Annotated in this window: 26 protein-coding genes; 12 read left to right on the top strand and 14 right to left on the bottom strand. The window is 68.1% G+C overall.

The annotated features are described in order from the left end of the window. Positions 1–75: 75 nt before the first annotated feature. From AB0B35_RS34795 to AB0B35_RS34785, 3 genes are all read left to right on the top strand, one after another. On the top strand, positions 76–708 hold the full coding sequence (locus tag AB0B35_RS34795) for a TetR/AcrR family transcriptional regulator (protein ID WP_361053936.1): 633 nt from the start codon (positions 76–78) through the stop codon (positions 706–708). Between the two features lie 515 nt (positions 709–1,223). Then, positions 1,224–2,102, top strand: coding sequence for a pirin family protein (locus AB0B35_RS34790; RefSeq protein ID WP_361053934.1), 879 nt, complete (start codon positions 1,224–1,226; stop codon positions 2,100–2,102). A gap of 79 nt (positions 2,103–2,181) precedes the next feature. Then, positions 2,182–2,757 (top strand): MarR family transcriptional regulator, encoded by a 576-nt coding sequence (locus AB0B35_RS34785; RefSeq protein WP_361053932.1) that lies wholly within the window; start codon positions 2,182–2,184, stop codon positions 2,755–2,757. Between the two features lie 485 nt (positions 2,758–3,242). Here the strand turns inward: AB0B35_RS34785 and AB0B35_RS34780 are convergent, their stop codons facing one another. Then, positions 3,243–4,274, bottom strand: coding sequence for an aldo/keto reductase (locus tag AB0B35_RS34780; protein ID WP_361053929.1), 1,032 nt, complete (start codon positions 4,272–4,274; stop codon positions 3,243–3,245). 117 nt (positions 4,275–4,391) lie between these two features. Between AB0B35_RS34780 and AB0B35_RS34775 the strand changes: the two genes are divergently transcribed. After that, positions 4,392–5,042, top strand: a complete 651-nt coding sequence (locus AB0B35_RS34775; RefSeq protein ID WP_361053926.1) for a helix-turn-helix domain-containing protein — start codon at positions 4,392–4,394, stop codon at positions 5,040–5,042. 185 nt (positions 5,043–5,227) lie between these two features. Here AB0B35_RS34775 and AB0B35_RS34770 read toward each other — a convergent pair whose 3' ends face one another. Then, positions 5,228–5,458 carry a MerR family transcriptional regulator gene (locus AB0B35_RS34770; protein ID WP_361053923.1) on the bottom strand — a complete coding sequence of 77 codons (231 nt, stop codon included), beginning with the start codon at positions 5,456–5,458 and terminating at the stop codon, positions 5,228–5,230. Between the two features lie 468 nt (positions 5,459–5,926). Between AB0B35_RS34770 and AB0B35_RS34765 the strand changes: the two genes are divergently transcribed. Together AB0B35_RS34765 and AB0B35_RS34760 are read left to right on the top strand one after the other, a co-directional pair. Beyond that, positions 5,927–6,445, top strand: a complete 519-nt coding sequence (locus AB0B35_RS34765; protein WP_361053920.1) for an STAS domain-containing protein — start codon at positions 5,927–5,929, stop codon at positions 6,443–6,445. Positions 6,446–6,512: 67 nt separating this feature from the next. Next, positions 6,513–6,896: an STAS domain-containing protein gene (locus AB0B35_RS34760; RefSeq protein ID WP_361053917.1), complete on the top strand. Its 384-nt coding sequence runs from the start codon at positions 6,513–6,515 to the stop codon at positions 6,894–6,896. 115 nt (positions 6,897–7,011) lie between these two features. Here AB0B35_RS34760 and AB0B35_RS34755 read toward each other — a convergent pair whose 3' ends face one another. Further along, positions 7,012–7,332 (bottom strand): MerR family transcriptional regulator, encoded by a 321-nt coding sequence (locus tag AB0B35_RS34755; RefSeq protein WP_361053914.1) that lies wholly within the window; start codon positions 7,330–7,332, stop codon positions 7,012–7,014. Positions 7,333–8,082: 750 nt separating this feature from the next. On the opposite strand from AB0B35_RS34755, the gene AB0B35_RS34750 reads away from it, so the two are divergent. Together AB0B35_RS34750 and AB0B35_RS34745 are read left to right on the top strand one after the other, a co-directional pair. Next, the gene (locus AB0B35_RS34750; RefSeq protein ID WP_361053911.1) at positions 8,083–8,568 is read left to right on the top strand and encodes an HSP20 family small heat-shock protein; all 486 of its coding nucleotides are present in this window, start codon (positions 8,083–8,085) and stop codon (positions 8,566–8,568) included. Positions 8,569–8,644: 76 nt separating this feature from the next. After that, positions 8,645–8,998 (top strand): MerR family transcriptional regulator, encoded by a 354-nt coding sequence (locus tag AB0B35_RS34745; protein ID WP_361053909.1) that lies wholly within the window; start codon positions 8,645–8,647, stop codon positions 8,996–8,998. A 169-nt stretch (positions 8,999–9,167) separates the two neighbouring features. On the opposite strand, the gene AB0B35_RS34740 is transcribed toward AB0B35_RS34745, so the two are convergent. The 5 genes from AB0B35_RS34740 to AB0B35_RS34720 all read right to left on the bottom strand — a co-directional run bounded on the left by AB0B35_RS34740 (position 9,168) and on the right by AB0B35_RS34720 (position 14,178). Beyond that, positions 9,168–9,560 carry an ATP-binding protein gene (locus AB0B35_RS34740; RefSeq protein WP_361053906.1) on the bottom strand — a complete coding sequence of 131 codons (393 nt, stop codon included), beginning with the start codon at positions 9,558–9,560 and terminating at the stop codon, positions 9,168–9,170. A gap of 52 nt (positions 9,561–9,612) precedes the next feature. Next, a complete protein-coding gene (locus AB0B35_RS34735; RefSeq protein WP_361053903.1) occupies positions 9,613–10,482 on the bottom strand; it encodes an MEDS domain-containing protein in 870 nt (289 codons plus the stop codon). A gap of 426 nt (positions 10,483–10,908) precedes the next feature. Beyond that, positions 10,909–11,175, bottom strand: coding sequence for a hypothetical protein (locus AB0B35_RS34730; protein ID WP_361053901.1), 267 nt, complete (start codon positions 11,173–11,175; stop codon positions 10,909–10,911). Positions 11,176–11,679: 504 nt separating this feature from the next. Then, positions 11,680–12,762: an ice-binding family protein gene (locus AB0B35_RS34725; protein WP_361053898.1), complete on the bottom strand. Its 1,083-nt coding sequence runs from the start codon at positions 12,760–12,762 to the stop codon at positions 11,680–11,682. Positions 12,763–13,074: 312 nt separating this feature from the next. Beyond that, on the bottom strand, positions 13,075–14,178 hold the full coding sequence (locus AB0B35_RS34720) for a PKD domain containing protein (RefSeq protein ID WP_361053895.1): 1,104 nt from the start codon (positions 14,176–14,178) through the stop codon (positions 13,075–13,077). Here AB0B35_RS34720 and AB0B35_RS34715 point away from each other — a divergent pair. Together AB0B35_RS34715 and AB0B35_RS34710 are read left to right on the top strand one after the other, a co-directional pair. Next, the gene (locus AB0B35_RS34715; RefSeq protein WP_361053893.1) at positions 14,102–14,848 is read left to right on the top strand and encodes a Na+/H+ antiporter NhaA; all 747 of its coding nucleotides are present in this window, start codon (positions 14,102–14,104) and stop codon (positions 14,846–14,848) included. The two genes, AB0B35_RS34720 and AB0B35_RS34715, sit on opposite strands and share 77 nt — an antisense overlap. A 423-nt stretch (positions 14,849–15,271) precedes the next feature. Then, the gene (locus tag AB0B35_RS34710; protein WP_361053890.1) at positions 15,272–15,583 is read left to right on the top strand and encodes an HPF/RaiA family ribosome-associated protein; all 312 of its coding nucleotides are present in this window, start codon (positions 15,272–15,274) and stop codon (positions 15,581–15,583) included. A 309-nt stretch (positions 15,584–15,892) separates the two neighbouring features. Here the strand turns inward: AB0B35_RS34710 and AB0B35_RS34705 are convergent, their stop codons facing one another. From AB0B35_RS34705 to AB0B35_RS34685, 5 genes are all read right to left on the bottom strand, one after another. Continuing rightward, positions 15,893–16,840 carry an ornithine cyclodeaminase family protein gene (locus tag AB0B35_RS34705; protein WP_361053985.1) on the bottom strand — a complete coding sequence of 316 codons (948 nt, stop codon included), beginning with the start codon at positions 16,838–16,840 and terminating at the stop codon, positions 15,893–15,895. Positions 16,841–16,845: 5 nt separating this feature from the next. Continuing rightward, the gene (locus AB0B35_RS34700) at positions 16,846–17,976 is read right to left on the bottom strand and encodes a DSD1 family PLP-dependent enzyme (RefSeq protein WP_361053887.1); all 1,131 of its coding nucleotides are present in this window, start codon (positions 17,974–17,976) and stop codon (positions 16,846–16,848) included. Further along, positions 17,976–18,659 (bottom strand): helix-turn-helix transcriptional regulator, encoded by a 684-nt coding sequence (locus AB0B35_RS34695; protein WP_361053885.1) that lies wholly within the window; start codon positions 18,657–18,659, stop codon positions 17,976–17,978. Before AB0B35_RS34695 ends, AB0B35_RS34700 begins: the two co-directional genes overlap by 1 nt. A 485-nt stretch (positions 18,660–19,144) precedes the next feature. Then, entirely contained in the window at positions 19,145–20,278 is a 1,134-nt protein-coding gene (locus AB0B35_RS34690; protein ID WP_361053882.1) for a lytic polysaccharide monooxygenase, read from the bottom strand. A gap of 246 nt (positions 20,279–20,524) precedes the next feature. Continuing rightward, positions 20,525–21,076: a hypothetical protein gene (locus tag AB0B35_RS34685; protein ID WP_361053879.1), complete on the bottom strand. Its 552-nt coding sequence runs from the start codon at positions 21,074–21,076 to the stop codon at positions 20,525–20,527. A 56-nt stretch (positions 21,077–21,132) separates the two neighbouring features. Here AB0B35_RS34685 and AB0B35_RS34680 point away from each other — a divergent pair, with 56 nt between their 5' ends. After that, positions 21,133–21,294, top strand: a complete 162-nt coding sequence (locus AB0B35_RS34680) for a hypothetical protein (protein WP_361053877.1) — start codon at positions 21,133–21,135, stop codon at positions 21,292–21,294. 100 nt (positions 21,295–21,394) lie between these two features. Next, complete coding sequence (locus tag AB0B35_RS34675) at positions 21,395–22,078, top strand: HAD family hydrolase (RefSeq protein ID WP_361053982.1); 684 nt, start codon at positions 21,395–21,397, stop codon at positions 22,076–22,078. 74 nt (positions 22,079–22,152) lie between these two features. Here the strand turns inward: AB0B35_RS34675 and AB0B35_RS34670 are convergent, their stop codons facing one another. Continuing rightward, positions 22,153–22,419: a TraR/DksA family transcriptional regulator gene (locus AB0B35_RS34670; protein ID WP_361053874.1), complete on the bottom strand. Its 267-nt coding sequence runs from the start codon at positions 22,417–22,419 to the stop codon at positions 22,153–22,155. Positions 22,420–22,516: the final 97 nt, after the last annotated feature.

The raw sequence follows: 22,516 nt of genomic DNA, 5'->3' as shown, positions 1-22,516 counted from the left end.
GGACCAGTCCGGACGCCGTGGCAGACACGTGGCGGGACGCCCGATCAGCCACGTCGCAGAATCTGAGGTCACCGCATGCCGTCCATCACCCGCTCCAGGTCCGGCTCCACCGAACGCCGCCGGGCAGTCGAGGAACAGATCCTCGACACCGCCAGTCGACTGCTCGCCGAAGGCACCTCCTTCACAGCGCTCGGTGTGCAGCACATCGCCTCTCAGGCCGGCATCGCCCGCTCGACGTTCTACCTGTACTTCGCCGACAAGACAGAGCTGTTGATCCGCCTGGCGGACAGCTTGAACGCGACGTCGTTCGACATCGCCTCCACCTGGCACCCCGGCAACGGACTCGAACGTCTGGCCGGCACCTTCGCCGACGTCGTCGCCAACTACCGCGCCCAGTCGGCGCTGCTCGCCGCAATCCATGAGGCTTCGGTCTATGACCGGTCGATCCGGGAGTTCTGGAACACCCGACTCGAACCGTTCCGCGACAACGCCCGAAAGCTCATCGCCTCCGAACAGAAGGCGAACCGAACCCCGCCCGGCATCGACCCCGACGCGGCCGCCCGGATCATGGTCGACGGCGGCGACGGGTTCCTGCTGCGCCACGTCGGCGGCACCGACAGCACCGCCGACGACACAGCAGCCTGGCAACTCGCCACCACCTGGTGGTACGGCATCTTCCGCCGCCCTACAAGACCCGCCAGGCCATGAACCTGTCACCCGAGCCAACGGGTGACCCAGCGCTCTCGCAGTCCTCGATGCCTACGAGGAAACACCGTGCGCTGATTCCCATACCGCGATTGACATCAATCACGTGCCGCCTGTGTCCGCAAGTATGGCCTGCTCAAGCAAACAATGCTAGCTTCGGACACTCAGTCGGACACACCGTCCGACACCATGTCGGGGAGCCAGCCCATGAAGCACGCAAAAGACGCTTTCATCAACGCCATCGCTCAAGCCACGCGCCGTCGGCGCACCCGCGGCCGACACCGCCGTCCGTCCGACCACGGTTGGCTGACGCAGGCGCTCAGGCTCGACACAAGGAGGGCAAATCACTGAACTCAGCCCGTCGACCTGCTTCGATGTCACCCCACGCAGGCCTCGAGTCCGCGATCTGAATCTTCCCCATGACTCAGATCGCGGACTCGTTAAACAAAGTTGGCAGATCCCTCAACGCCAGCAACAGACTCACCCGCAATTACCCAACGGACAGATAGGCAACGACGATGACCGACCACACCCCGCAGACCGCCAGGCGCGTCGATCGCGTCCGCGACCGCATCGCCATCGGCCCCAACGCGCAGTCCGACGACAGGATGATCATCATCACGCCGAACCGACCCGCGCTGACCGACCCGTTCCTGATCATGGGCGAGGAGAAGTTCAGCAGGCCCGGATTCGACTGGCATCCGCACCGGGGCATGGAAACCGTCACTCTCGTCCTGGACGGACTGCTCGAACACGGCGACAGCAAAGGCAACGCCGGGTTACTCGAACCCGGTGACGTGCAGTGGATGACGGCCGGCCACGGCATCATCCACCGCGAGGTCGCCGCCCGGCACGAGTACGCCCACATCATCCAGCTATGGCTCAACCTGCCCGCCGCCCGCAAGCTGACCCCCAGCCGCTACCAGGACCTACGCGCCGACAACCACGCGGTACACACACGACCGGGCGTGACCGCCCAGGTGATCTCCGGCCACGACGGCACCGTCACCGGCCCCGCACGCAACCACTGGCCGGTGCTCGGTCTGCTGCTCACCCTCGACCCGAAGATCGCGTACCAGCAGGTGCTTCCCGCCGACGAGCGCGCTTTTGCCTACGTCGTCTCCGGTCGCACCACCATCGACGGCCGACCCGTGCGCACCGGCCAGATCGCCTGGTCCGACCCAGTCGCAGGGCTTGACGAGCCGACCACGCTCGACTTCTCGAATCCCGACGCCGAACAACCCGTCAAGATCCTGCTGTTCTCCGGACGGCCGATCGGAGAGCCGGTCGTCGCCGCCGGACCATTCGTCATGAACACCCGAGCCGAGATCGAGCAGGCCCACCGCGCCTTTCGCAACGGCGCCTTCGGAACCATCCCGCGAAATGGCTCGTACTGAACAGACACACGACGCCGCGCACATCTTTTGCCGAACCAATCGATTTCTCGATCAACACAACAGCTGGTACGTTGGTTACATGTCCGCTGACACGAACGTATCCGTGCAGCCGGGCGACCGTCAGCGGGGCGTGAACTTCGGGTGGTCGCTCGGAATGGTGCTGCGCCGCTGGCAAGAATACGTCGAAGAGGAACTGAAAGATCTCCCGCACGGCAGCCGGGGCTACCACATCCTGGCCGTCGTCGTGCACGAGGACGTACCCACCCAAGGCGCTCTGGCAAGCCGGCTGGTGATCGACCGTAGCGTCCTGACGTACGTGATCGACGACCTCGAAAATGCGGGGCTGATCGAGCGGCAGCTCGACCCGCGCGACCGGCGCGCCCGGCGGATCGTGGCCACCGAGCGCGGACGACAAGTACTGGCCGCAGCCGAACAGCGCGTCGCACACGCCGAAGACCACGTGCTGCGCGGCCTGCCGCAGGACCAGCGGGCGGTGTTCCGGGATGCCGCAGAAAACGCCGCCGAGGCCATCGCCAGCATGTCTCCCGGCACGGATCCCTGCCTGGCCGTCGGTAGCGTCCTCGAGGAAACGCCCCAAGCCGACGGTCACAAAACCCGAAACCGGCCGACGGGCAGTGACACCCCAGCCCGGTAGGTCCAGTACCTCGAGGCAGCCGCAGTCTGCGCCGCTCCGTCGAAGCCATGGACAATCGCAGCGACGTTCGCGACTTCCTCACTACTCTGCGCGGGCACCTGTCCCCGATCCGGGCCAGAGTGCGGTTTCTCCTAGCGCAGGCGACCAGGTCTGACGCCTCAGGTGCGAACAGGTCGCCATGCCCCCGAGATGAGAACCGACTACTACAGCCGTCAGCGCGCCGCTGCGCGACACCGCCGCGGCAATCTCCGGGGTCGCGGTGTCCTTTGCCGCCCTCTTCCGGACATGCCCTGCAGCGCTGGCTGCCGACAAAAGCGCGCAAGGTGTAGTCGCCAGCACCGATCTGGGCCACCACCTGCACCCCGTACCGACGCATTCCAGGGCGACACGACCACCGACCGGCCGCCGACAATCTAAGGCCCAGGTTGACCACTGCGTGGCCAACCTGGGCCGTGTGAAACTCAGCGCTGAACGACTCGGCGGGCTCAGCTGGCAGGTTGCCGAGCACCGGCGAACATCTGCTGGATCCAGCCCGGATACAGCGCCGGCGGTGCCGACACCCGGTTCAGGTCGGCGAGATCCTGCTCGGTTAGGACCAGGCCGCTGGCCGCGGCGTTGTCGACGAGCTGCTCGACCCGCCGGGCACCCACAATGACGCTGGTCACCGCTGGTTGTGCCAACAGCCACGCCAGCGCCACGCGGGCCACGCTGACGCCGTGGCGGGCGGCGACGACACGCAGGACGTCCAACACGTCGTGGCCGTGCTCACGGTCCACCGGCGGGAAGTCCGGGTAGTCGGCCGTGGCGCGCCTGGTGCCGGGCTCGGCCGCGCCGTCGCGGTGCAGCTTGCCGCTGAGGAAACCGCCTGCCAGCGGGCTCCATACGGTCAGCCCGATCCCTTCGGCCTGGGCCATCGGCACCAGCTCGTGCTCGGCGTCACGGCCGACCAGGGAGTAGTAGGCCTGCACCGCGGCGAACGCGGGCAGTCCGTGCCGCGCCGACACGCCCAGTGCCCGGCTGATCTGCCAGGCCGCGAGGTTCGCGCACCCGATGTAGCGGACCTTGCCCTGGCGTACGGCGTCGCCGAGCGCCGCCAGCACCTCCTCGAACGGGGTCAGCGGGTCGAAGTTGTGCAGCTGATAGAGGTCGATGTGATCGGTGCCCAGGCGGCGCAGGCTGGCCTCCAGCGCCCGCATCACGTGCAGCCGCGACCAGCCCGCGTCGTTGGGCCCGGGCCCGGTCGGCGCGTGCACCTTCGTGGCCAGCACGACCTCGTCGCGCCGAGCGCCCAGTGCCTGCCCGAGCAGCTGCTCGCTCTCGCCGTCGGCGTAGACGTCGGCGGTGTCGATGAAGTTGATCCCGGCGTCGAGCGCGGTTCCCACGATCCGGTCGACCTCGGCCCGCCCCAGCCCGCCGAGCGGGCCGTAGACGGGGTGGTCGGCGCCACCGAAGGTCATCGTGCCCAGAGAGATCTCCGAGACCCAGACTCCGGTGCGGCCCAGCAGGCGGTATTTCACGGCATTCCCTTTCGTGATCGCGAGAGGTCACGATCGTAAGACACTTCGTCGGACACTGTGTCCGACAATCAGCGTAGCGCGTCCCGCGCCGCACGCCACCTCGCCTAAGATCCAGCTATGCCGTCCATCACCAGGCGCCGCTCCGACGCGGCCGACCGCCGCGGCGGAGTCGAGACCCAGATCCTCGACACGGTCGCACGCCTGCTCGCCGAGGGCGCCGGATACACCGAACTCGGCGTGCAGCGCATCGCCGCCGAATCCGGGGTGGCCCGCTCGACGTTCTACCTCTACTTCGCCGACAAGACCCAGCTGCTGCTGCGGCTGGCCGCCTCGATGAGCCAGACCTCTTTCGACATCACCGCCGCCTGGCGGCCCGAAGCCGGCGTCGACGCACTCACCGCGACGTTCACCGAGGTCATCGCCACCTACCGGGCCAACGCCGCGCTGCTGACCGCGGTGCAGGAGACCTCGGCGTACGACCCGGCTGTGCGCGACTTCTGGGACGGCAGGCTCGAGGCGTTCCGTGACAACACCCGGCAGCTCATCGCCGCCGAGCAGGCCGCCGGGCGTACCCCGGCCGACATCGATCCGGCGGTCGCCACCCATCTCATGATCGACGGCGGCGACCGCTTCCTGCTGCACCATGTCACCACCGACGACGGCAGCGGTGACGCCGCGGCCGCCCGGGAGCTGGCCACCACCTGGTGGTACGGCATCTTCCGCCGCCCCGCTCAGACCGAGCTCCGGCGCAGGCCTACCAAAGGCTGACAGCATCATCGGGGTCGTCGAGGATCTCAACGTCGCCGGGATGCTGGCCAACCGGAGCCTGGCCCGCCACATCGCCGACGCCGGCTGGGCCACCCTGGGAGGCGATGGCGGCGATGGCCAACCGCGCCGTCACCGCCAACGCCGGCAATTGGAATACAAGACCGCCTGGCGGCGGGGACGGCACGTTATGCCGCGTCGAGGGGGATGCCCTGGTCGACGAGTTTGCGGGCCCGTGCGGCCAGGCGCAGTTGGTGGCGGGTGCAGCGTCGGTGTCCGGCGGCGGAGCGTTGCGGGTCGATCAGCTTCACCTGGTCGAGGCTGCGCAGGAAACTGCGCGTCGTGCTGAGCATCTCCGCGGCCCCGCCCATGGCGTAGGCGGGGTAATGCTCGTGGGTGACCTTGTCGTCAGGGCCCAATTCTCACCTCCATGACGAGGGCCCCGGCGCTTCCGCGCCGGGGCCCAGGATTGCGGGTCTGACACCATCTCCCGACCGATGTCGGCTCGTCATACGCACCGGCCGACCAGCGGCGGCATGAGGTGCGTGGATCGCATAAGCGTGACCGAAGACCCCGCAGGTCCTACGGTGTCCGCCCGACCAGATGAAGGTCGATCGCGGGCGATCCCGTGGTGTTGACGGCCCTCCCTCTTTTTCTGCGTTCTCCGCCGCTTGCCTTCCCGGTATCCGCTCTTACGCGAGCCCTGACAACAACCTGGCTCCGCGTGCTTTGCGGCGGATCTGTAGGCCATGCGGGCGATGGCATGTTGTTGATGACAGAACTGTAGTCATGCGAGGAGACTATGTCTAGTCTCGCCGAAGTAGATTTTTTAGAGTGTCGCTCGTAGTCTATTGATCCGCCAGCCTGCACTCGGAAGGACCGTCCGCGTGACACGACCACACATCACCACGGACGTCGACGACAACGGCGTCGCCATCCTGGGCGTCACCGGCGGCATCGGCACAGGCACCGAACTCACCGCGGCCATCGCCGCGGTCCTCGAGACCCACCGGGTCACGCAACTGGTCATCGACCTGGTGCGGGTTCCGTCGCTCGCCCCAGCCGGCCTGGACGCACTCCTGGGGGGACGGGCAACGGTCCTGCGGTCCGGTGCGGCCTTCCGGGTCATCCGCCCTCAGCACCCGGTGCGGCAGGTCCTGGACGCCACCGGCACGTGCCAGCTGCTCACCCGCGGACTGGCCGCAGCACCCGAGCCGGCCGGCCGGCACCCGACCGCGACTTCACCGCCGGGATCGACGACGGCTGCTCCGCCCGGCACAAGCTCGGAGCCGGGTCGGGCCGCAGGGGTGGCCAAGTCGTTGCGGCGTGCTGATGCCGGCCCTAGGCTTGCGGTCAGCACCGGCGGCACACTGCTTGCCGGCAGGCAGGAGCAACCGCAGACATGACACCTCCCCCGCCAGTCCCGGACTCCCTCGCCGAACAGAATTCAACACATCGAGGTCCGGGCTGCACGTGGCCGACGGTCTGAGCATCCGGTTGCGCACCCTGGCCGGGTCGCCGCACCTGGTGACAGCGGGCGAGGTCGAGATCTCCACCGTCAATCTGCTGGCCTCGGTCGCCGATGCGGTCATCAGGACCAGGGCCGCCATCGAGCTGACCCTGGACCTGTCCGCGGTGACGTTCATCGACGACGTCGGGGTCGCCGCCGTGAACGCGTGCCGCCGCCAGGCGACCACACGGGGCCTGCGATTTCGAGTCATCAACCCGTCGGCCGCCGTGCGAGCGGCGCTGAACGCCCGAGACCGCCGGAAAGCGGTCCCCAAAACCTCGCGTCGCCTCACGCCTGCCACAGCGCTGAACCCCGGCATGCCCCGGCCGCGAGGCCGGTCGCGGTAGACCCCGGTTCCACCACGGTCGTAAGCGCCAAGTGTGGACAGGCGACCCCTTGACCTCCAGCAACAGCTCGAACTCGGCTCACGACGTCGAGCCGCCGTGTGTCGACACCCGCCTCTCAGCGGCCACCGGGCGGGAGCCGGCCTTCGTCCTGGTAGCGCCGGTTGAGTTCGAGGGCTTCGGAGAGCTGGTCCTCCAGGATCACGATCCGGCACGCGGCCTCGACCGGTGTGCCCTGTCCGGTGATCTCGCGCACCCGCGCGGCCAGCCGCAGCTGGTAGCGCGAGTAGCGGCGGTGGCCGCCGTCGGAACGGGACGCGACGAACAGGTCCCCTTCCAGTGAGCGCAGGAACGCCGGGGTCACGCCCAGCATCTCGGCGGCCCGCCCCATCGTGTAGGCGGGATAGTCGTCGTCGTCGAACTTGTCGGCTGAGGTCATAGGCGCCCTTCCTCGAAACGCAGGCAAGGATCCCGGCGCCCTGGGGGCGGCCGGGATCCTTAGGGAGATCGAGTTACATACCATCGCCGGTCACGTGCACCGGCTCATCGTGTTCCCGAACCCGCCAGCTGTCACGGGTGTACGGGGATCGCGTGGATACGACCGGGGACCACCTTCCGTTCGGGGTCTGCGGCCCGCCGACAGTGAAGCCCGGCGGGGATCCGATGGCACTACTCCTCTCGTCTTTACCTGGACAACCTGATCAACTGATGGTCTTGCGAACTGCGGTCGTACGGGTCTTGCAACTACCGGCCTTGCCATGACCGATCCATGCGGTCCTTCGCCCGACTAGCGGTCTAGAAGCCCCTTTCACACACCTGGCCTCGCGACGCGATCCCGACGGGCGGTCCTGCTCCCTATGCCATGCGCCAGTTCGCCTGCCGCACTCGATAGATCTTCGTTCGCAACAAGGGAAACACTACACACGTCGAACCCGGATGTCTACTCGCGCCGCCACAGATTTTCGAGATCGGCGAGGTGGCACTGTCGGCCACCGTCCAGCCAGATCCGCGCGAACACCCGGCCTGCTAACGGCACGGCCGGCCATATGGGCGGTTCGACGGCACCACGCCGACATCAGGGGACAGTGACCCCGAGACGCCGCTTCCTCTCTTGAAATCTGTCCTCGTCGCGATAGAATTTATGTCGTGCGGACATCCGATCCGCCTGACACCCGGAGGTGTGTTGATCATGATCATGCGTTTCGATCCGTTCCGTGACCTGGACCGGCTCGCCGGCGAGGCGTTCGGCGCGGCCCGGACTCCCGCGCTGATGCCCATGGACTGCCTGCGCACCGCGGACAGCATCGTGGTGCGCTTCGACATGCCGGGCATCGACGCCGACAGCCTGGACGTCTCCACCGAGAACAACACTCTGACCGTGCGCGGGGAACGCCACCGCCAGGACCCCGACGACGTCACGTACCTGGTCTCGGAACGGCCGTCGGGCACCTACCGCCGCCAGCTGGTACTCGGCGACGGACTGAACCTCGAGCGGGTACACGCCGACTACCACGACGGCGTCCTGACCCTGACCATCCCGGTCGCCGAAAAGGCCAAGCCCCGGAAGATCCAGATCACCCGAGGCGACGCGTCCACGGCGATCGGCACCCACGAGGGGCGCCGCATGATCGGCGGCGAGGCGGCCAGCCGCGAGCCGGCCACCGTCACCGCATGACACGCATCCCGGCGGTCGTGGTGCGGCGCGTCCTGCCGCACCACAACCGCCGGCCCAGCAGGCTACGGCGGCGGACATGACCGAACCCGCGCGTACCGCCACCAACACCGGCCCACTGGACGACGCCGCCTACCCCGCCTACGCCATGGGCCCGGCAGCGAAGGCCATCGGCGTGACACCGGGATTCCTACGAGCAGCCGAGACCGCAGGGCTGTTCGAATCACACCGCTCCGAGGGCGGCCACCGGCGCTACAGCCGCGACGACCTGCGCCGCGCGGACCGTGCCCGCCACCTGGTCGACGAAGGCCTGCGGATGGACGCCGTGGTACGCATCATCGACCTCGAATACCAGCTGGCCGCCGCCTCCGCCATGATCGAGATCCTGCGGCAACGTCTGGACCGCCGGCAGAGCAGCCCTCCGGCCGGCTGACGTTCTCGAATCGCGGCCTTTCGATGCCGGCACCGGTCGCGGCCAGGCCATCATGGTCGGCTCCCCCCTAGGCATGCACGGCCAACGACATGGCCGTGCATGCCTAACCGGCCGAGGCCGGCGTCCTTGCGACCTCGGGCTCGGCCGTGCCGGGCGTCCGAACGTGGAGTCAGCGCTGGAAGGGGATCATCGCGGTCACGGTGGCGCCCGCGGACCCGCCGTAGCCAGCGGCGATGTGCATGCTTTCGGCGAAGGTGCGCACCAGCCACAGGCCGCGGCTGCCGGGCGAACCGGGTTCGGGACGCACCTTGCCCTCCACACCCGCTGGGATGCCCGGACCGTCGTCGGAAATACGGCAGTAGACGACGTCAGCCGCCGCCCACAGCTGCAGGCGGCCCGAGCCACCGCCGTGACGTACGGCGTTGGTGGCCAGTTCATAGGCGACGAAAACGAGCGTGTCGACGCGGTCGGCGGGCATTCCGGCCTCGCTGGCGTGCGCCGCCACCGCCGAACGCAGACCGACAAGTTCGAATTCGGTGAAGGCAAGTTCCAGCAGTAGCACGGCGTCGACCGGCAGGCTGTCCGGTGGCGCCTGCTGCGACTGCCGGTGGGGCTCAGCCGTCATGGCGAACCGCTGTCATGGTCACCCCTGTCAGCTCACCCAGGCCGAGCGCGGCGAGGATCTCCCACGGCATGCCCGCGCAGCGGACATTCATACGCTGCCCGCCGGTCAGACCCAGCGCAGTCTGGACGATCACCCCAGCCGTCGCGGTGTCCATGAACCTCAAATGGACCAGATTCACGTCGATGTGGTCGTCGAGCGCGAGAGCTTCGGACAGTGCCCGGGTCAGCGGCTCGATCGTCCGGTAGTCGATCTCGCCGGCGACCCTGACGCCGGTCGGCACGTGCTGGCGGCAGATGCGCAGCAGCGCGTCGTGGTGGTAGGTGACTGCGGTGACGTTCATGCCGTGGCTGTCAGCTGCCGTGGCCAGGGTCAAGGTGTCGAAACACTGCCGGTCGTACTGGCACGCCGCGGTGGCGTTCTGCCCCGCGAGCATCCGGGTCAGCCGCGACTCATACGCCATCAGCTCTGCGACACCGTTGACCGGACGCAGCGCCCAGCACATGTCGCCGGTGACCCGCAGGCCGCTGTAGCCCTCACGGTTGGCCTGATCGATCTGGTCCTGCCACCGGCCGATGGTGGCCGCCGGGTCGAACGAGCCCTGCGGCGCGAAGAACAGCCCGCTCGGCCCGACCGCCAGCTGCCCGGAGCGGGCTGCTGTAGCGATGCCCAGGCCGCGCCCGGCCAGCTCCTCGGCCAGAGCCGCCTCGCTGACGGACTCGGTCAGACACAGCACCTTCTGCCCCAGCCCCAGACCGTCGCGGACGAACGCCGCGACGATGTCCAGCCGCTCGTCGTGGTCGGAGAACGTCAGACAGGCATGATCGCCTGGCTTCAGGTCCTCCACCGACGTACCGCCCACTGCCACTCCTTCACCCCGACACAGCGAGCACCACCGTAGCTTCCCCGAAGGGTTCAGCTCGCTCTACCCAAGCTCTGGCCCAGCAAACCTGTCAGCACGTTCGCCGCGGCTTTCGTGATCGGTACCGCCTTAGCGCATTTTGCGCTGATCGTCTTCTTTGCTACAGGACTTCGCTTACTCGGCATCGGGTTCACTGTGTTCACGGTGTGGCGGGCGTGCCGGTGGCGCGGGGATGCCGGCAACCGGGTGCGCTCTCGGGCCGGACGAGCAGCACGGCAGGGGATGATCGACGACGAAGCGGCGGCCGGGTCCCGGCTCACCGGGCCCAAGCGCCCCAAAGTTGACGCGAAGCACTCCAAGGGTTGCGGCGGCAATCGCATGAACCGTCGCATCCGAGCGCCAGCACATGGGTGAGGCCTTCGGACATCAGCTGCCGGTGAGGTCGCGGTACATCGCGTCCGCGTGGCGGGCGTGGTATTCGAGTTCGGGGTCGAAGAACGCGTCGACGGCTAGATACAAGTCAACCGCGTGCGCGGCGCACCGGGCCGCGCCAGCGGGGTCGCCGAACCGGCGGCAGCCCTCGGCCGCTGTCTTGTGAGCCTGTGCGCGCAGGACGATCGTGGCTTTGCTCGGCCCGCGGGCTGCCAGGCGGTCGGCCTGAGCGTAGGCCGACGCGACGTTGGCGGCGGCCACCACCCGATGGGCGGCGAAAGCGCATGGGCGGCACCGGCATCGCGGTCAGCGAGAGCCTGGAGATGGCGGCCCCGGCCAACGGTCGATCCCGGTGTATCAGCTGCACGCCGAGGTGGAACAGCGCCCACGCGAGCAGTTGGGCAGCGGCGGCCAACGGCACCCAAGCAACGAGCAGACCCTGCACCGGCCAGCCGGCCAGCCTGACCAGCAGAGCGCACGGCAGGGCGACCCGTACGCCCCACGCCACCGCCTGGGCGGCCGCTACGTTGGCGTCCGCCACGACATGTGCCGTACCTGACCGAGGCCGAGGCCACACTCTACCGATGCCTGACGTCACCGGATTGGGATCGATACCGGCGGGTGGGGCAGGAACGAATTCCATTGGATGTGGCCGTGGCACACGTACGCGATCACCTGTCGGCTGACCGGCTCAACGGGTGTAATGGCGTTCGGCCCCCTGCGGCAAGTTGCCGGAGGGGGCCGAGTGCTCAGGCTGCTCTGGGATCAGCAGCGGTCGCGTCCGCCGCAGTCTGGCGGTCCGTAGTACCCGGAGCTCGTAGGCCTCGGCCGCGGCTTACCGGTCTTGGTCGGGGTTGGCCGCGGTGTCGCGGTGCGGCTTGGCGTGGGCCGTGCGGTTGGTGAAGCCGTAGGGCTCGCGGTGGGCGATGCGGTCGGGCTCGCCGTCGGCGATGCCGTAGGGCTCGAGGTAGGCGATGCGGTCGGCGATGCGGTCGGCGATGCGGTCGGCGATGCGGTCGGGCTCGCGGTCGGCGATGCCGTTGGGCTCGAGGTAGGCGATGCAGTCGGGCTCGCGGTCGGCGAGGCCGTGGGAGTCGCGGTCGGTGTCGCGGTCGGCGTGGCCGTCGGTGTCGGCGGGAGGTTGCAGAACGGCCTCGTGATCACGTTGTTGATGAGGGTGACTGAGCCGTTGCGGGCCAGCAGCCGTCCCTGGACGGTGGTTCCGTTCAGCACCGAGATCGAGGCCAGGGCCATGATGGTGCCGACGAACGTGGTGTTGGTGTCCAGTGTTGCCGAGCTGCCGACCTGCCAGAACACGTTGCATGCCTGCGCACCGTTGATCAGCGCGACCGTGCTGTTCGGCGCGGTGATCAACGTCGAGCCCGCCTGGAAGATGAACACCGAATCGGGGCGGCCCTGCCCGTCCAGCACGAGCGTGCCGGTCAGACCCAAGGTGGGGTTGGTGTACACACCTTCGGGCAGGATCTGTCCGCCGAGCTCGACTCCCGTCACCGTGGCCGGTGTCCGGCCCGCCGCATCGTTGTACGCGGTCGTCAAGTCGATCTGAGCCTGCCCCGCAACGGCGTCGGTCACGTGCTGGACGCCGTTGATCACAATGCCCGGCGGAAAGCCGGTGACCGAGCTACCCGGGCTGACCCCCAGGTCACCCGAGACGATCGTGTTGCCCGTGTTGGTGACGGACTGGCCACCCAGCACCGCGAAGGATGTGGCCGTGCCCAGACCCACCGTGGGCAGCGCGGCCCACGCCGTTCCGGTGCCGATGAGCAGTGCTCCCGTGAGCATGGTGGCGGTGGTGGCGCTTACGGCCGCCACGGTCGCCGCGACCATGCGCCGACGCACGGGAGATAGACGTTTCAGCAATGTACAACCCTCTCTCACCGACGGCATCGGCATGACATGGCTGCAAGGCTGCGGCCGGTCAATGACGCCGAAAACATGTCAATAAGCCCGATGTGCTCAGCGAGCCTCGAACAACACGTTAACGCCCAAATACTAGTAAGTGACCCAAAACGTGCAAATTTAGCAAATCGCCCAACAGCGGCCTTCCACACAGGCTGGGTGGAAGGCCGCTGTCTTTCACGTGTGGGTTGCCAGGGGCGCAGCAGAGCACACTCCCCTCCGCGCGCGGCCGGCTCCAGGTCAAGCTGCGGGGAACAGGCCGATCCGGGCGTGGTACTCGTGGCCCAGCTCGTCGGTGTCGGAGCCGACCAGCAGGCCTTGCGGGCAGCGGACGAATGCCCGCACGCCCTGTCCCCGGCTGCGCGTGGGATTCCAGTCCAGCGCGCGTCCGGTCTCCGGGTCGAGGGCGGCGATGCCGGGGCGGTCCACCGCACCGGGTCCCTTGTGCTTTACCCCGTAGGGGTTGTCCTGCCAGCGCTGGTGCCCGCCGACGTAGACGGCCGATCCGGTCGCCTCGACGGCGTAGAGCGAGTGGCCGCCGGTGTGGTTGACCCAGGTCGGCGGGTGCACGCCGGAGCCGTGCGTCTCGAACCTGGCCGCTGCCGTGCACGGCAGCTCGGGCGAGCCGGAGTCGTGCCCGGTGGTGACCACCACGAAGTAGCCGCCGTCCGGCGCGAAGTCGATCCCCCGCAGGTAAGAGTCGAACCTGGAATCACAGCGGGTCCGGTAGAACTCGGTGTGCCAGTCGGAGACGACCGCCTGGGGACCCGTCACGTCCAGCATGACCAACTGATGGCGCTCCTGCCCGCGGGCCTGGGCGAAGTTGCCGATGGCGACCAGGCTCGTCCCGTCAGGCGACAGTGCCATCGACTCGACCCGCGGGCGGGTACGCACAGGCTTGGCCAGTTCGGCGTCGAAGTCGGGGTCTACCCGTCCGTCGATGAGGTCGAGGCGGGCCAGGCCGCCGCGGCGCAGGTCGCCGATCCTGTCGTACGACCCGCCCACATACAGGTCGCGGCCGTGCACCGCCAGGGAACGCACGTCGCCGTCGACCGGGGTACGTAGGTCCGGGGACACCTCGCCCGTGGCGACGTCGACGCGGGCCAGTGAGCGGCGCCTGTGCCCGTTCACGGTGGTGAAGTCGCCGCCGACTAACACGCTGCCGTCGGGGCCCTCAGCCAGCGCCCACACCGGACCATCGATGTTCACCCGCAGGTCGGTCACCTTGCCGTCGGACAGCCGGAACGCCATCAGGTTGCGCCTGGGGATGGCCGCGCGGCTGTGGGCGTGCGTCGTGCTGCTGAAGTCGCCGCCGACAAGTACGGTGTCGCCGATCAAGATCATGGTCCAGACCCTGCCGTCGGTGATGTGCGGTGTCCAGTTGACCGGGTTCTCGGAGACCTCGGCCCGGCCCCTGGCCTGCTCTCGGACATCACCCGGCGCGCCCGGCCACTCGTCGGCTCGCGCCGTGATGCGACTCAGGGAGCGGAGGACGTCCGCCGGCAACACGGCCGGCGCCGGTCTGGATGCTGGCGCGGCCGCCGCGATTGCCGCACCCGAAGGCATCAGCAATGACAGGGCAGCCGACAACGTGAGTATCGTGCGCATTGGCTCATATTTACCCAAAGGCGAAAGATTTGCACGAGATTGGGCAAATCCGTCTAGACCGCCCAGACGACGCCGTAGCCGACCGCAACGGGCCCGCAACCCACCACGGCGGTGCGCACGTTCCCGCACCCGCCCCCTGGGCGTAGCGCTGATCCCGCTGGCCTTCGCCGTCGCGGTCCAGCGCTGCCCCGGGCTGCCGATGCCGCCGGCCGCGGCAACCTGGGCGTTCGTCCACGCCTCCGGCATCCACGCCACCGTCGCCGGAGTCCTGTTCGCCTTCACCGCCCCGGTCCGGTCCCGCCCCGGCGGAGACAACCACGGCGACCACGACCTCGGCCCGGTCGGCCACTTCGACCGACGTCCACAATCGCCGTTCCGATCTCCTCACTGCTGTCAGCCGGAGTGACCATCGACGGCCTGACCGGCCTCGCCGACACACTCACCTCACGCGTCGCGGTAGGCATCACGGCACGCATGGTCATCGGGCGCACTGGCCGCCACCGTAATCGTCCGCCCGGTTCACCGCCGCTCTGAGGACATGCTGCGGTGAACCGGCGGCTGATGCCGGGTGGCTCGTCAGGCCGCCAGCCCGGAATCTCGACCCGATGCTGCCAGCCTCGAGCTGATGTGCAGTTCGCCGGTGTGATCTAGCGGAAGTTTGCGCCAGCCATCGTCTCGCCCTCTGGACGCACTTTCGCAAACATCCAGGCTCATTGTCGCGCCTGGACCGGGACCAATGGCACCTCGGGGCGTGACGCCGGGCCCTGTCGCGACGCAACTCGCCGCAGGAATGTGGTCTTGCAGAGTTTCGACCGAGTGGAGGTTCACCATGACCAGTCACGTCATCGCAGACCATCCGGTGCAGGTTCGTACTTACGGTCCGGTGCCGACCGAACTGATCGCGTACGCCGCACGCAAGGTCGACGTGGTGCTGCGGCACGCTCCAGCAGCGGTCCTGTTCGTGCGTATCAAAATCAGCCACGACCAGGGGTCGGCTCCGCTGGCCGCCATCGTTCGCGTTGACGTGGACGTAAACGGCATCGACGTGCACGCCCGGGCCGCCGCCCCGACCCTTACCGAGGCCGTGGATCTGGCACAGCGGCGGTTGCGAACCCGCATCCAACGCACCCATCAACATTGACCGCCTGCAGCACGTCCGGCCGCCTACCTTCGGGTCACAGGTCGCAGAAGTGAGTGCGCGGGGCTGCCGGTCATCTAACGGTCGGAGCGCCGACTGACAGGCAGCCAGGTCCAGGCTCGGCAGGCGAATAGTCTCACCAGCGGCACCTCTCGCCCGGTCCTGACCCTCCTGTCGCGGGGGAGACGCCGGCTCAACGCGTCCGAGACGATCCGACAACCCAACGGCCCCCGCACCGCCACGCTGGGTCGGTCAGCGGTTGGGTGCGTCCGCAGGCGGCGCAGTGCAGTGTCAAGGTGGATGACCGCGCGGTCATGGGGTGGCTCCCGGGTCGGCGGCGGCGCGCAGGAGGGCGTCGGCGATGAAGAGGTCTTGCAAAGCGATGCCGGAGCTGTCGAACACGGTGATGTCCTGCTCACTGCGGCGGCCATCGGCTCGCCCGTCCAGAACATCGCCGATCGCGGTCAGCGTGAGGGTGCTGTCGGCGATCAGGTCGGCCACGTGCTGGGATTCCCCGATACGCACCGCCTGTTCCGGCAGGTCGCAGAACAGCCGCGCTGCCTGGAGCAGTTCTCGGGGTAGTTCCTGCTTGCCGTGGGCGTCGGAGCCCATGCTGGCGACGTGGGTGCCGGGGCGCACCCAGGCGGCGTCGAACAGGGGCGCGGTGGCGGTGGTGGCCGTGACGATGATGTCGGCGGCACGGCACGCTTGTTCCGGCGCGGTGAGCCGGCCGGTGAGCCCGCGTGCGGCCAGGCGTTCCAGGAACGTCTCGCCGTGCTCCGGGGTGCGGGCGACGACGTGGATCGTGTCGATCGGTCGTACGCGGGAGACCGCGGCGCATTCGTGCAGGGCCTGATGGCCGGTACCGAAGATGGTCATGGTCGCGGCGTCCTCGCGGGCCAGCACGCTGGCAGCGACCGCGTCGGCGGCCGCGGTGCGGTAGGCGTTGACGACGCCGGCCTCGACCACCGCATCGATGCGGCCGAGGTCCTGGTCGAGGAGCAGGATCACCGAGTTGTGCCGGGGCACACCGAGGTCGGCGTTGCCGGGCCAGTAGCTTCCGATCTTGACGCCCGCGAGCTGCTGGGAGGCGCCGGACTTGACGGTGAACCGGTTGCGGGAGTCGGACCCGTGGCCCAAGACCGCGGGGAAGACCTCGGACTGAGGGCGGGTGGCGGCGATGAGCGCGTCGCGGGCGGCGGTGTAGGCGAGGTCCTCGGTGATGAGGGCGGCGGAGTCCGCCTCGGCCAGGTAGCGCATGTCGTTCACCAGCCCGTGACCCGGGTCCAGATGTCCTGCACGGTCCGGGATCCGGGTTCGATCACGTGGTAGCGGTCGTGCTGGGCGGCGGTGGCGCAGGCGTGGATGGGCAGGATCCGCACCCGAGCGCCGATCGGAATGTCGGGCAACGGTGCGGTGCTGCCGGGCCGGATCGACAGGATGCCGTGTTCCTGGCTCGCGTCGCTCATCAGCAGGTCGTCGTAGAGGACGCCGTCGAGGTCGGCGACCAGCCCGTACGCCTGGTCGACCCGCTGCCGGGCGGTGCCGCGGTCGCGGGAGGTCGCCATCCATCCGCCGTCGGTGAGGATCCAGCCCTTGTCCGGCCGCCGCCCGATCACCGTGGTCACCACACTCATCGCGAGATCATCGACGGTGCACACGCCGATGCCCGCCATCACCAGGTCGAGGAAGACGAAGTTGCCGGCCCGGACCTCGCTCACCCCGGTCAGGTCGGTAGCGAAGTGCGCCGTCGGCGTCGATCCGACACTCACCACCGGCACCCCGTGTCCGGCCGCCCGCAGGGTCTCGGCCGCCAGCACGGCGCAGCGGCGTTCATTTTCCGCGGCCGCGCGCAGTGCGTCGTCGCCGTCGGCGAAGTACGACTCTCCGGCATGTGTCAGTACCCCGCGCAGGTCGGCACCCCCGTCGCGCAGCGTCTGACCGATCGTGAGCAGGATCGGGTCGTTCGGCGCGACGCCGCCGCGGTGGCCGTCGCAGTCGACCTCGATCAGCGCCGGAATCCCGGCCATGCCGGTTCTGTCCGCGGCGAGCGCCGCCGCCTGCTCGACGCTGTCCAACAGGACGATCAGGTCCACGCCCCGCTGCCGCAGAGCCACCACCCGAGCCAGCTTGTGCGGTGCGATGCCTACCGCGTACAGGATGTCCCGGTAGCCGGCGTCGGCGAACGCCTCCGCCTCCGCCAGCGTGGACACCGTGATCGGCCCCGGCGTCCCGTTGTGGAGCAGCCTCGCCACCTCGACGGACTTCGCGGTCTTGACGTGTGGCCGCAGGCCGACACCGAGGCCGTCCAGACGGGCGCGCAACCGGCCTATGTTCGCCTGCACGACGCTACGATCGACGGTGAGGAATGGTGTCTCCACGTCTTCGAGATTCATCACGGTTTTTCCTTAATGCCGACCAGGTCATGCTCGGCGGATGTGTCTTTGCGGCTGTCGGCGAGATCGGCGTAGACGGCGGAACGGGACACGCCCAGCCGTTCGGCGATGCGCGGCACCGCGTTGCGGACGGTGAAGACGCCGCGCTGGTCCAGGACGCGTAGCAGGGCCAGCCGCTCCGGCCGGGTCAACGTGCCGACCGGTTGACCGCGGGCCATTTCCTCGGCGCGGATCAGTGAGTCGACCACATCGTGGAAGTCATCGCTGAACGTGGTCACCGGCAACTGCGCGGCCGGCGCCCCGGCCAGCGCGGTCAACAGGTCGCCGGCCTGGCGCAGAGCGGTGACGTCGACGTTGACGCACAGGGCGCCGAACACGTGGCCCATGCTGTCCCGCAGCGGCAAGGTCGACGACTTGACGATCCGTCCATCCGGTGTCCGGGTCACGTAGTTGATGTCGTTCGCCGCCGTGTCACCCTGCGCCAGCACCGCCAAGCCGATCTCGCTCAGCGCGCCGCCCACCTTGCGGCCGGTCACCGCGCCCGCCACAGCCACGACGGACTGCTCACCGCGGCGATAGTCGTGCAGCACCACCTCACACGTCGGCCCGAACGTCGCCGCCAGCCCATCGATCACCGGCAGCAGCGCAGACAGGATCGCGTCCGCACCCGTGTCAGTCACCATGGTTCGCCTTCCGCTCGTCTCCACCAACAGAACCTATAGTAACCGTCCAGCAGCTAGACGAAAAGTCCAGCAGATGGTCAGCAGATTTCGTACCGCTGTGGGTTTAATGTCCAGGTTGTCGCGCCCTGGCACGGCCGCCTGGTCATGGCAGGAAGGCCACAGCCCGGCGCGATGCACGACGCCCGCGCGTTCCACGAGTCCGGCCTGGCCGAGCCATTCGCTGGCCGGATGCGCGCCGACGGCGGACCCGGCGGGTTCGCCGACACCGCCTAATGAGGTCTGCCGAGTTTGGCGTGGTGTCAGACTCGGTTCCGGTAGCCGTCAGCAGGTGAGCACTCCACCAAAGAGGGCAACCTGCTGGCAAGACTAACCAACCTGGTCCTGGCCGCTGCCGTCAAAAGCTGGATGTACTGCCCTGATGCAGAACTCATGAGAAAGGCGGGTGCCCTGTGGTCCAAGGGCACCCGCCGTCCGACCACTCGTGGTTACGGACTGGAGCACGTGAGACTTGGCGGGGAGTTGCTTCCCGACCAGTTCCCGAGGAATCCGAGCGATCGCGTGCCGCCGGGATCGATGGTCGCGTTGTGGGCGGCGTTGCGGAAGGTCACCACGCTGCCGCTCTGGCTGTAGGTGCTGTCCCATGATTGCGTGACCGTCTGCCCATTGGCGAATGTCGCTCTGACGGTCCAACCGCTGATGCTAGCGCTGGAACTGTTGTTTCGCACCGCAATCGCGCCTTGGAATCCGTTGTTCCACTGACCGACCTGGGAGTACGTCGCCGAACATGCTCCGCCAGGCGAAGGGGACGACGGAGGCGGGCTCGAAGGCGGTGGAGACGACGGCGGTGGAGACGACGGCGGCGGGGACGACGGAGGCGGGCTTGAAGGTGGCGGTGAGCTCGGTGGCGGCTGCGTCTGGTTGGGACCGACGCCGGTCACCTGACCGTTGCCCCCATCGAAAGTGATGTCGGAGCAGCTGAAGAAGTTCTCGTTGCTATCCGAGCGCACCCACCGGATGTACAGCATCGCCCGGCCGCTGCGGCCGGACGGCAACTGTGCGTTCCAGTAGTAGTAGTTCAGCGCGCCCGGCCCGCCGTTCGACGGCGGGTTGGTGACACTCGCGAATTCTTGAAGGTCACTCCAGGCCAGTGGCGAACTGGGGCTCCAGCCTTGGCGGGTGATGGCCAAGTGGAACGTACCCGGGTGGTGTGCCCAGTTACTGTGCCGGAACTGGATGTTGGCCCCAGAGGTGAGGTGGGTCAACGGCCAGTCCGTGCGAGTCGCGTTGTATGCGGTGAAGTTGTACGGCCCGCCGGTTCCGCCGCTGCACAGCTGTCCATCCGGGATGAAGCCGCTGGTGCGACCCCCGGCGTCGGAGCGGAGCACAGCGAACCAGTTGTACAACGGCGTGGTGCCACTCGGATCGGAGGAGCTCTTGCTTCCCTCGATCGCGGCAGCACATGCCGGGTTGTAGGCGGCGATCGACCCGTTGCCGCGAAGCCCGTCCTGGTAGCACAGCCAGGTGCGGCTGCCCGGGAACATCGTCACGCCGTGGGCCTGCGCCGCAGAAGTATTGATCACCGCGAAGCCGATGCTCGCCGTGATCGCTGCTGCGGCCAAGCTTGCCAAGAGTTGGCGTCTGCGATTCACCCTGTCGTCCTTTCCTTTTTGGGCGGATAGGCCGACGCCTGTCGGAGGATGGAGCGCACAGGAACGTCGGCCTTCAGGGAGTTGCCGACGCATGCCATGCAAACTGGCGCGCACGAAATCGACCTCTGTGCGCCCGTTGCTCGGCTCCCGACCGGTCTGACAGAATCAGACATCGACAGCTTGACATGAGAACGCTCCCATGGCAATGCTGCGAACTCAATTTCCAGAGTTCAGCGGCAACACGGCTGCCTGTTCGTAGCGTGCACGCAGTCCGGCCAGACTGCCCCATTCATGGAGGCTGGCGGACGCTTTCTGCTCCAGACCGTCGGGGATCATCGCCCATACCCGATCCGGATCCACACCAGACCTAGCCGTCTGGACGCCCAGTGGGTCCGTCAGCGTGATGACCGCTGGCCCCGAGCTACGGCTCGCATAGTCCCACGCAGTGCCGGGCTGAACGATCGCACAGAAGTAGACAGCATAGATGACCCGAACGTCCTCGATGCGCCTGGCGGATGGAGGCTCCGTTCCGAATGACTCGGCGGCGCACAGGACCTTGCCCCCGTGGGCGGCGGCATGCCCGCCGGGCTCGTAGAGCTCAAGCTCGGCTGGTGAGAGCTGTTCCAGCGCCGTTTGCGCCCGGGCGGCCAGTTGATCCTCAAAGCGGTTGGGCTGCTCGATCAGCAGAGCAACCGCGAGGATCGCGACAATGACCAGTTCGGGTAGGAGCCACCAACCTTGGCGTCGCAAAAAGAGCACGAGGCACATGCTTGCATTGATGGACGGCACTGTGCAATGGAGCGGCAAGTGGCCACCGGCTCGCAGTGATCACCGAACGCGAAGTGGTGGCCCTGGTCGCCTCCGGTGTGAACAACGACGAGCTGGCGGAGATTCACTCCCGCAGGGCCGTAAGCCCGGCCGCCGCGCTGGCGACGGTGTTCACGCTCGTCGAGTCCGCCCACGGCCGCCGGCCGACCATCACCTGAGCCTCGCCCTGGTCCGCTCCAGCGCCCAGGTCAAGAACGGCGTCCCGGTCGAGCCCGAGGAGGCCGCCGCGGCGTGCGCAGCAAGGCCTATGCTGCGGCAATGATCAAGCCCATTGAACTCGTCATATTCGACTGCGACGGCGTACTGGTCGACATCGAGCCCATCGCCGCTCGTATCCAGGCCGCCCTCGGAGCCGAGCTGGGGTGGCCGCTGACAGAGGACGAGGTCGTGGACCGGTTCATGGGGCGCTCACCGGCCGCCATCCACGAGCAGATCGCCGCCCGGCTCGGCCCGGACACGGCCGTGATCTGGTTGGAGAGGTTCGAGCAGCTCCACCAGGAGGCCGTGGACGCCGGGCTCGCCCCGGTCGACGGCTTGCCGGAAGCACTCGACGCGCTCACTCTGCCGACATGTGTCGCCTCCAACGGCTCCCACGACAAGATGCGGCACACCCTGGGCCGCACCGGGCTTTACCAACGCTTCGCAGGCCGCATCTACAGTGCCACCGACGTCTCCCGCGGCAAGCCCGCACCCGACCTGTTCCTGCACGCCGCCCAGCAGATGGGCGTCGATCCCGAGGCCTGCGTTGTCGTCGAGGACAGCCAACCCGGCGCCCACGCCGCCCGCGCCGCCGGCATGCGAGCCTTCGGCTACGCCGGCGGACTCACCCCGGCCGAACGCCTCGAAGGCCACCACACCGTCGTCTTCCACGACATGCGCCAGCTACCAGACCTCATCACCGAACTGCAGCCATTCCTGGCACCGCCCACCCACAAGATTTGACAATTGGCTCTGAACCGCGACGTCAACTCAGCTTGAATCTCATGTTCGTCCAGCGCCGGCATGTGCCTCAAGATTCAGCGGTATCGGTCCACGATGCTCTGGCACGGCACGCAGTGGGTAGCCCACGGCATCACCTGCAGCCGGATCAGCGGGACCTGCTCACCGCATCGCCCGCACAGCCCGAGGGTGCCAGCGTCGAGGCGGTCCAGAGCCGCCTGCAGCCGAACCAGCTGCTCCTGCAACGCAGTGGTCACCATCGCCTGCGCAGCGGTCTCCAGCGCCACCGTGCCGGCGTCGGCGGCGTCACCGGAGCCGGCGAACAGGTTCTGCACCTTGCACACGTGGTGGCTATCCAGCAGGTATTGACCCCGGCAGCGCACACGTTCGACTGTCGGTGCGTGTCAGCGGGCGTGCACGCCGACCGGTACTTTTCGGCGG

The organism is Catellatospora sp. NPDC049133, from assembly GCF_040648455.1.
Lineage (GTDB): Bacteria > Actinomycetota > Actinomycetes > Mycobacteriales > Micromonosporaceae > Catellatospora > Catellatospora aurea.
The sequence above is the reverse complement of the archived record's forward strand: the minus strand, read 5'-3'. Positions and strand labels throughout refer to the sequence as shown.

Coding starts and splice junctions, on each gene's coding strand:
- AB0B35_RS34700 (WP_361053887.1), bottom strand. CDS start 17,976: ATGAATCTCGAAGACGTGGAGACACCATTCCTCACCGTCGATCGTAGC.
- AB0B35_RS34775 (WP_361053926.1), top strand. CDS start 4,392: ATGCCGTCCATCACCAGGCGCCGCTCCGACGCGGCCGACCGCCGCGGC.
- AB0B35_RS34715 (WP_361053893.1), top strand. CDS start 14,102: ATGGCCGCGCGGCTGTGGGCGTGCGTCGTGCTGCTGAAGTCGCCGCCG.
- AB0B35_RS34755 (WP_361053914.1), bottom strand. CDS start 7,332: ATGACCTCAGCCGACAAGTTCGACGACGACGACTATCCCGCCTACACG.
- AB0B35_RS34720 (WP_361053895.1), bottom strand. CDS start 14,178: ATGATCTTGATCGGCGACACCGTACTTGTCGGCGGCGACTTCAGCAGC.
- AB0B35_RS34795 (WP_361053936.1), top strand. CDS start 76: ATGCCGTCCATCACCCGCTCCAGGTCCGGCTCCACCGAACGCCGCCGG.
- AB0B35_RS34695 (WP_361053885.1), bottom strand. CDS start 18,659: ATGGTGACTGACACGGGTGCGGACGCGATCCTGTCTGCGCTGCTGCCG.
- AB0B35_RS34710 (WP_361053890.1), top strand. CDS start 15,272: ATGACCAGTCACGTCATCGCAGACCATCCGGTGCAGGTTCGTACTTAC.
- AB0B35_RS34785 (WP_361053932.1), top strand. CDS start 2,182: ATGTCCGCTGACACGAACGTATCCGTGCAGCCGGGCGACCGTCAGCGG.
- AB0B35_RS34790 (WP_361053934.1), top strand. CDS start 1,224: ATGACCGACCACACCCCGCAGACCGCCAGGCGCGTCGATCGCGTCCGC.
- AB0B35_RS34750 (WP_361053911.1), top strand. CDS start 8,083: ATGATCATGCGTTTCGATCCGTTCCGTGACCTGGACCGGCTCGCCGGC.
- AB0B35_RS34745 (WP_361053909.1), top strand. CDS start 8,645: ATGACCGAACCCGCGCGTACCGCCACCAACACCGGCCCACTGGACGAC.
- AB0B35_RS34675 (WP_361053982.1), top strand. CDS start 21,395: ATGATCAAGCCCATTGAACTCGTCATATTCGACTGCGACGGCGTACTG.
- AB0B35_RS34705 (WP_361053985.1), bottom strand. CDS start 16,840: ATGCGCTACCTGGCCGAGGCGGACTCCGCCGCCCTCATCACCGAGGAC.
- AB0B35_RS34685 (WP_361053879.1), bottom strand. CDS start 21,076: ATGTGCCTCGTGCTCTTTTTGCGACGCCAAGGTTGGTGGCTCCTACCC.
- AB0B35_RS34725 (WP_361053898.1), bottom strand. CDS start 12,762: ATGGTCGCGGCGACCGTGGCGGCCGTAAGCGCCACCACCGCCACCATG.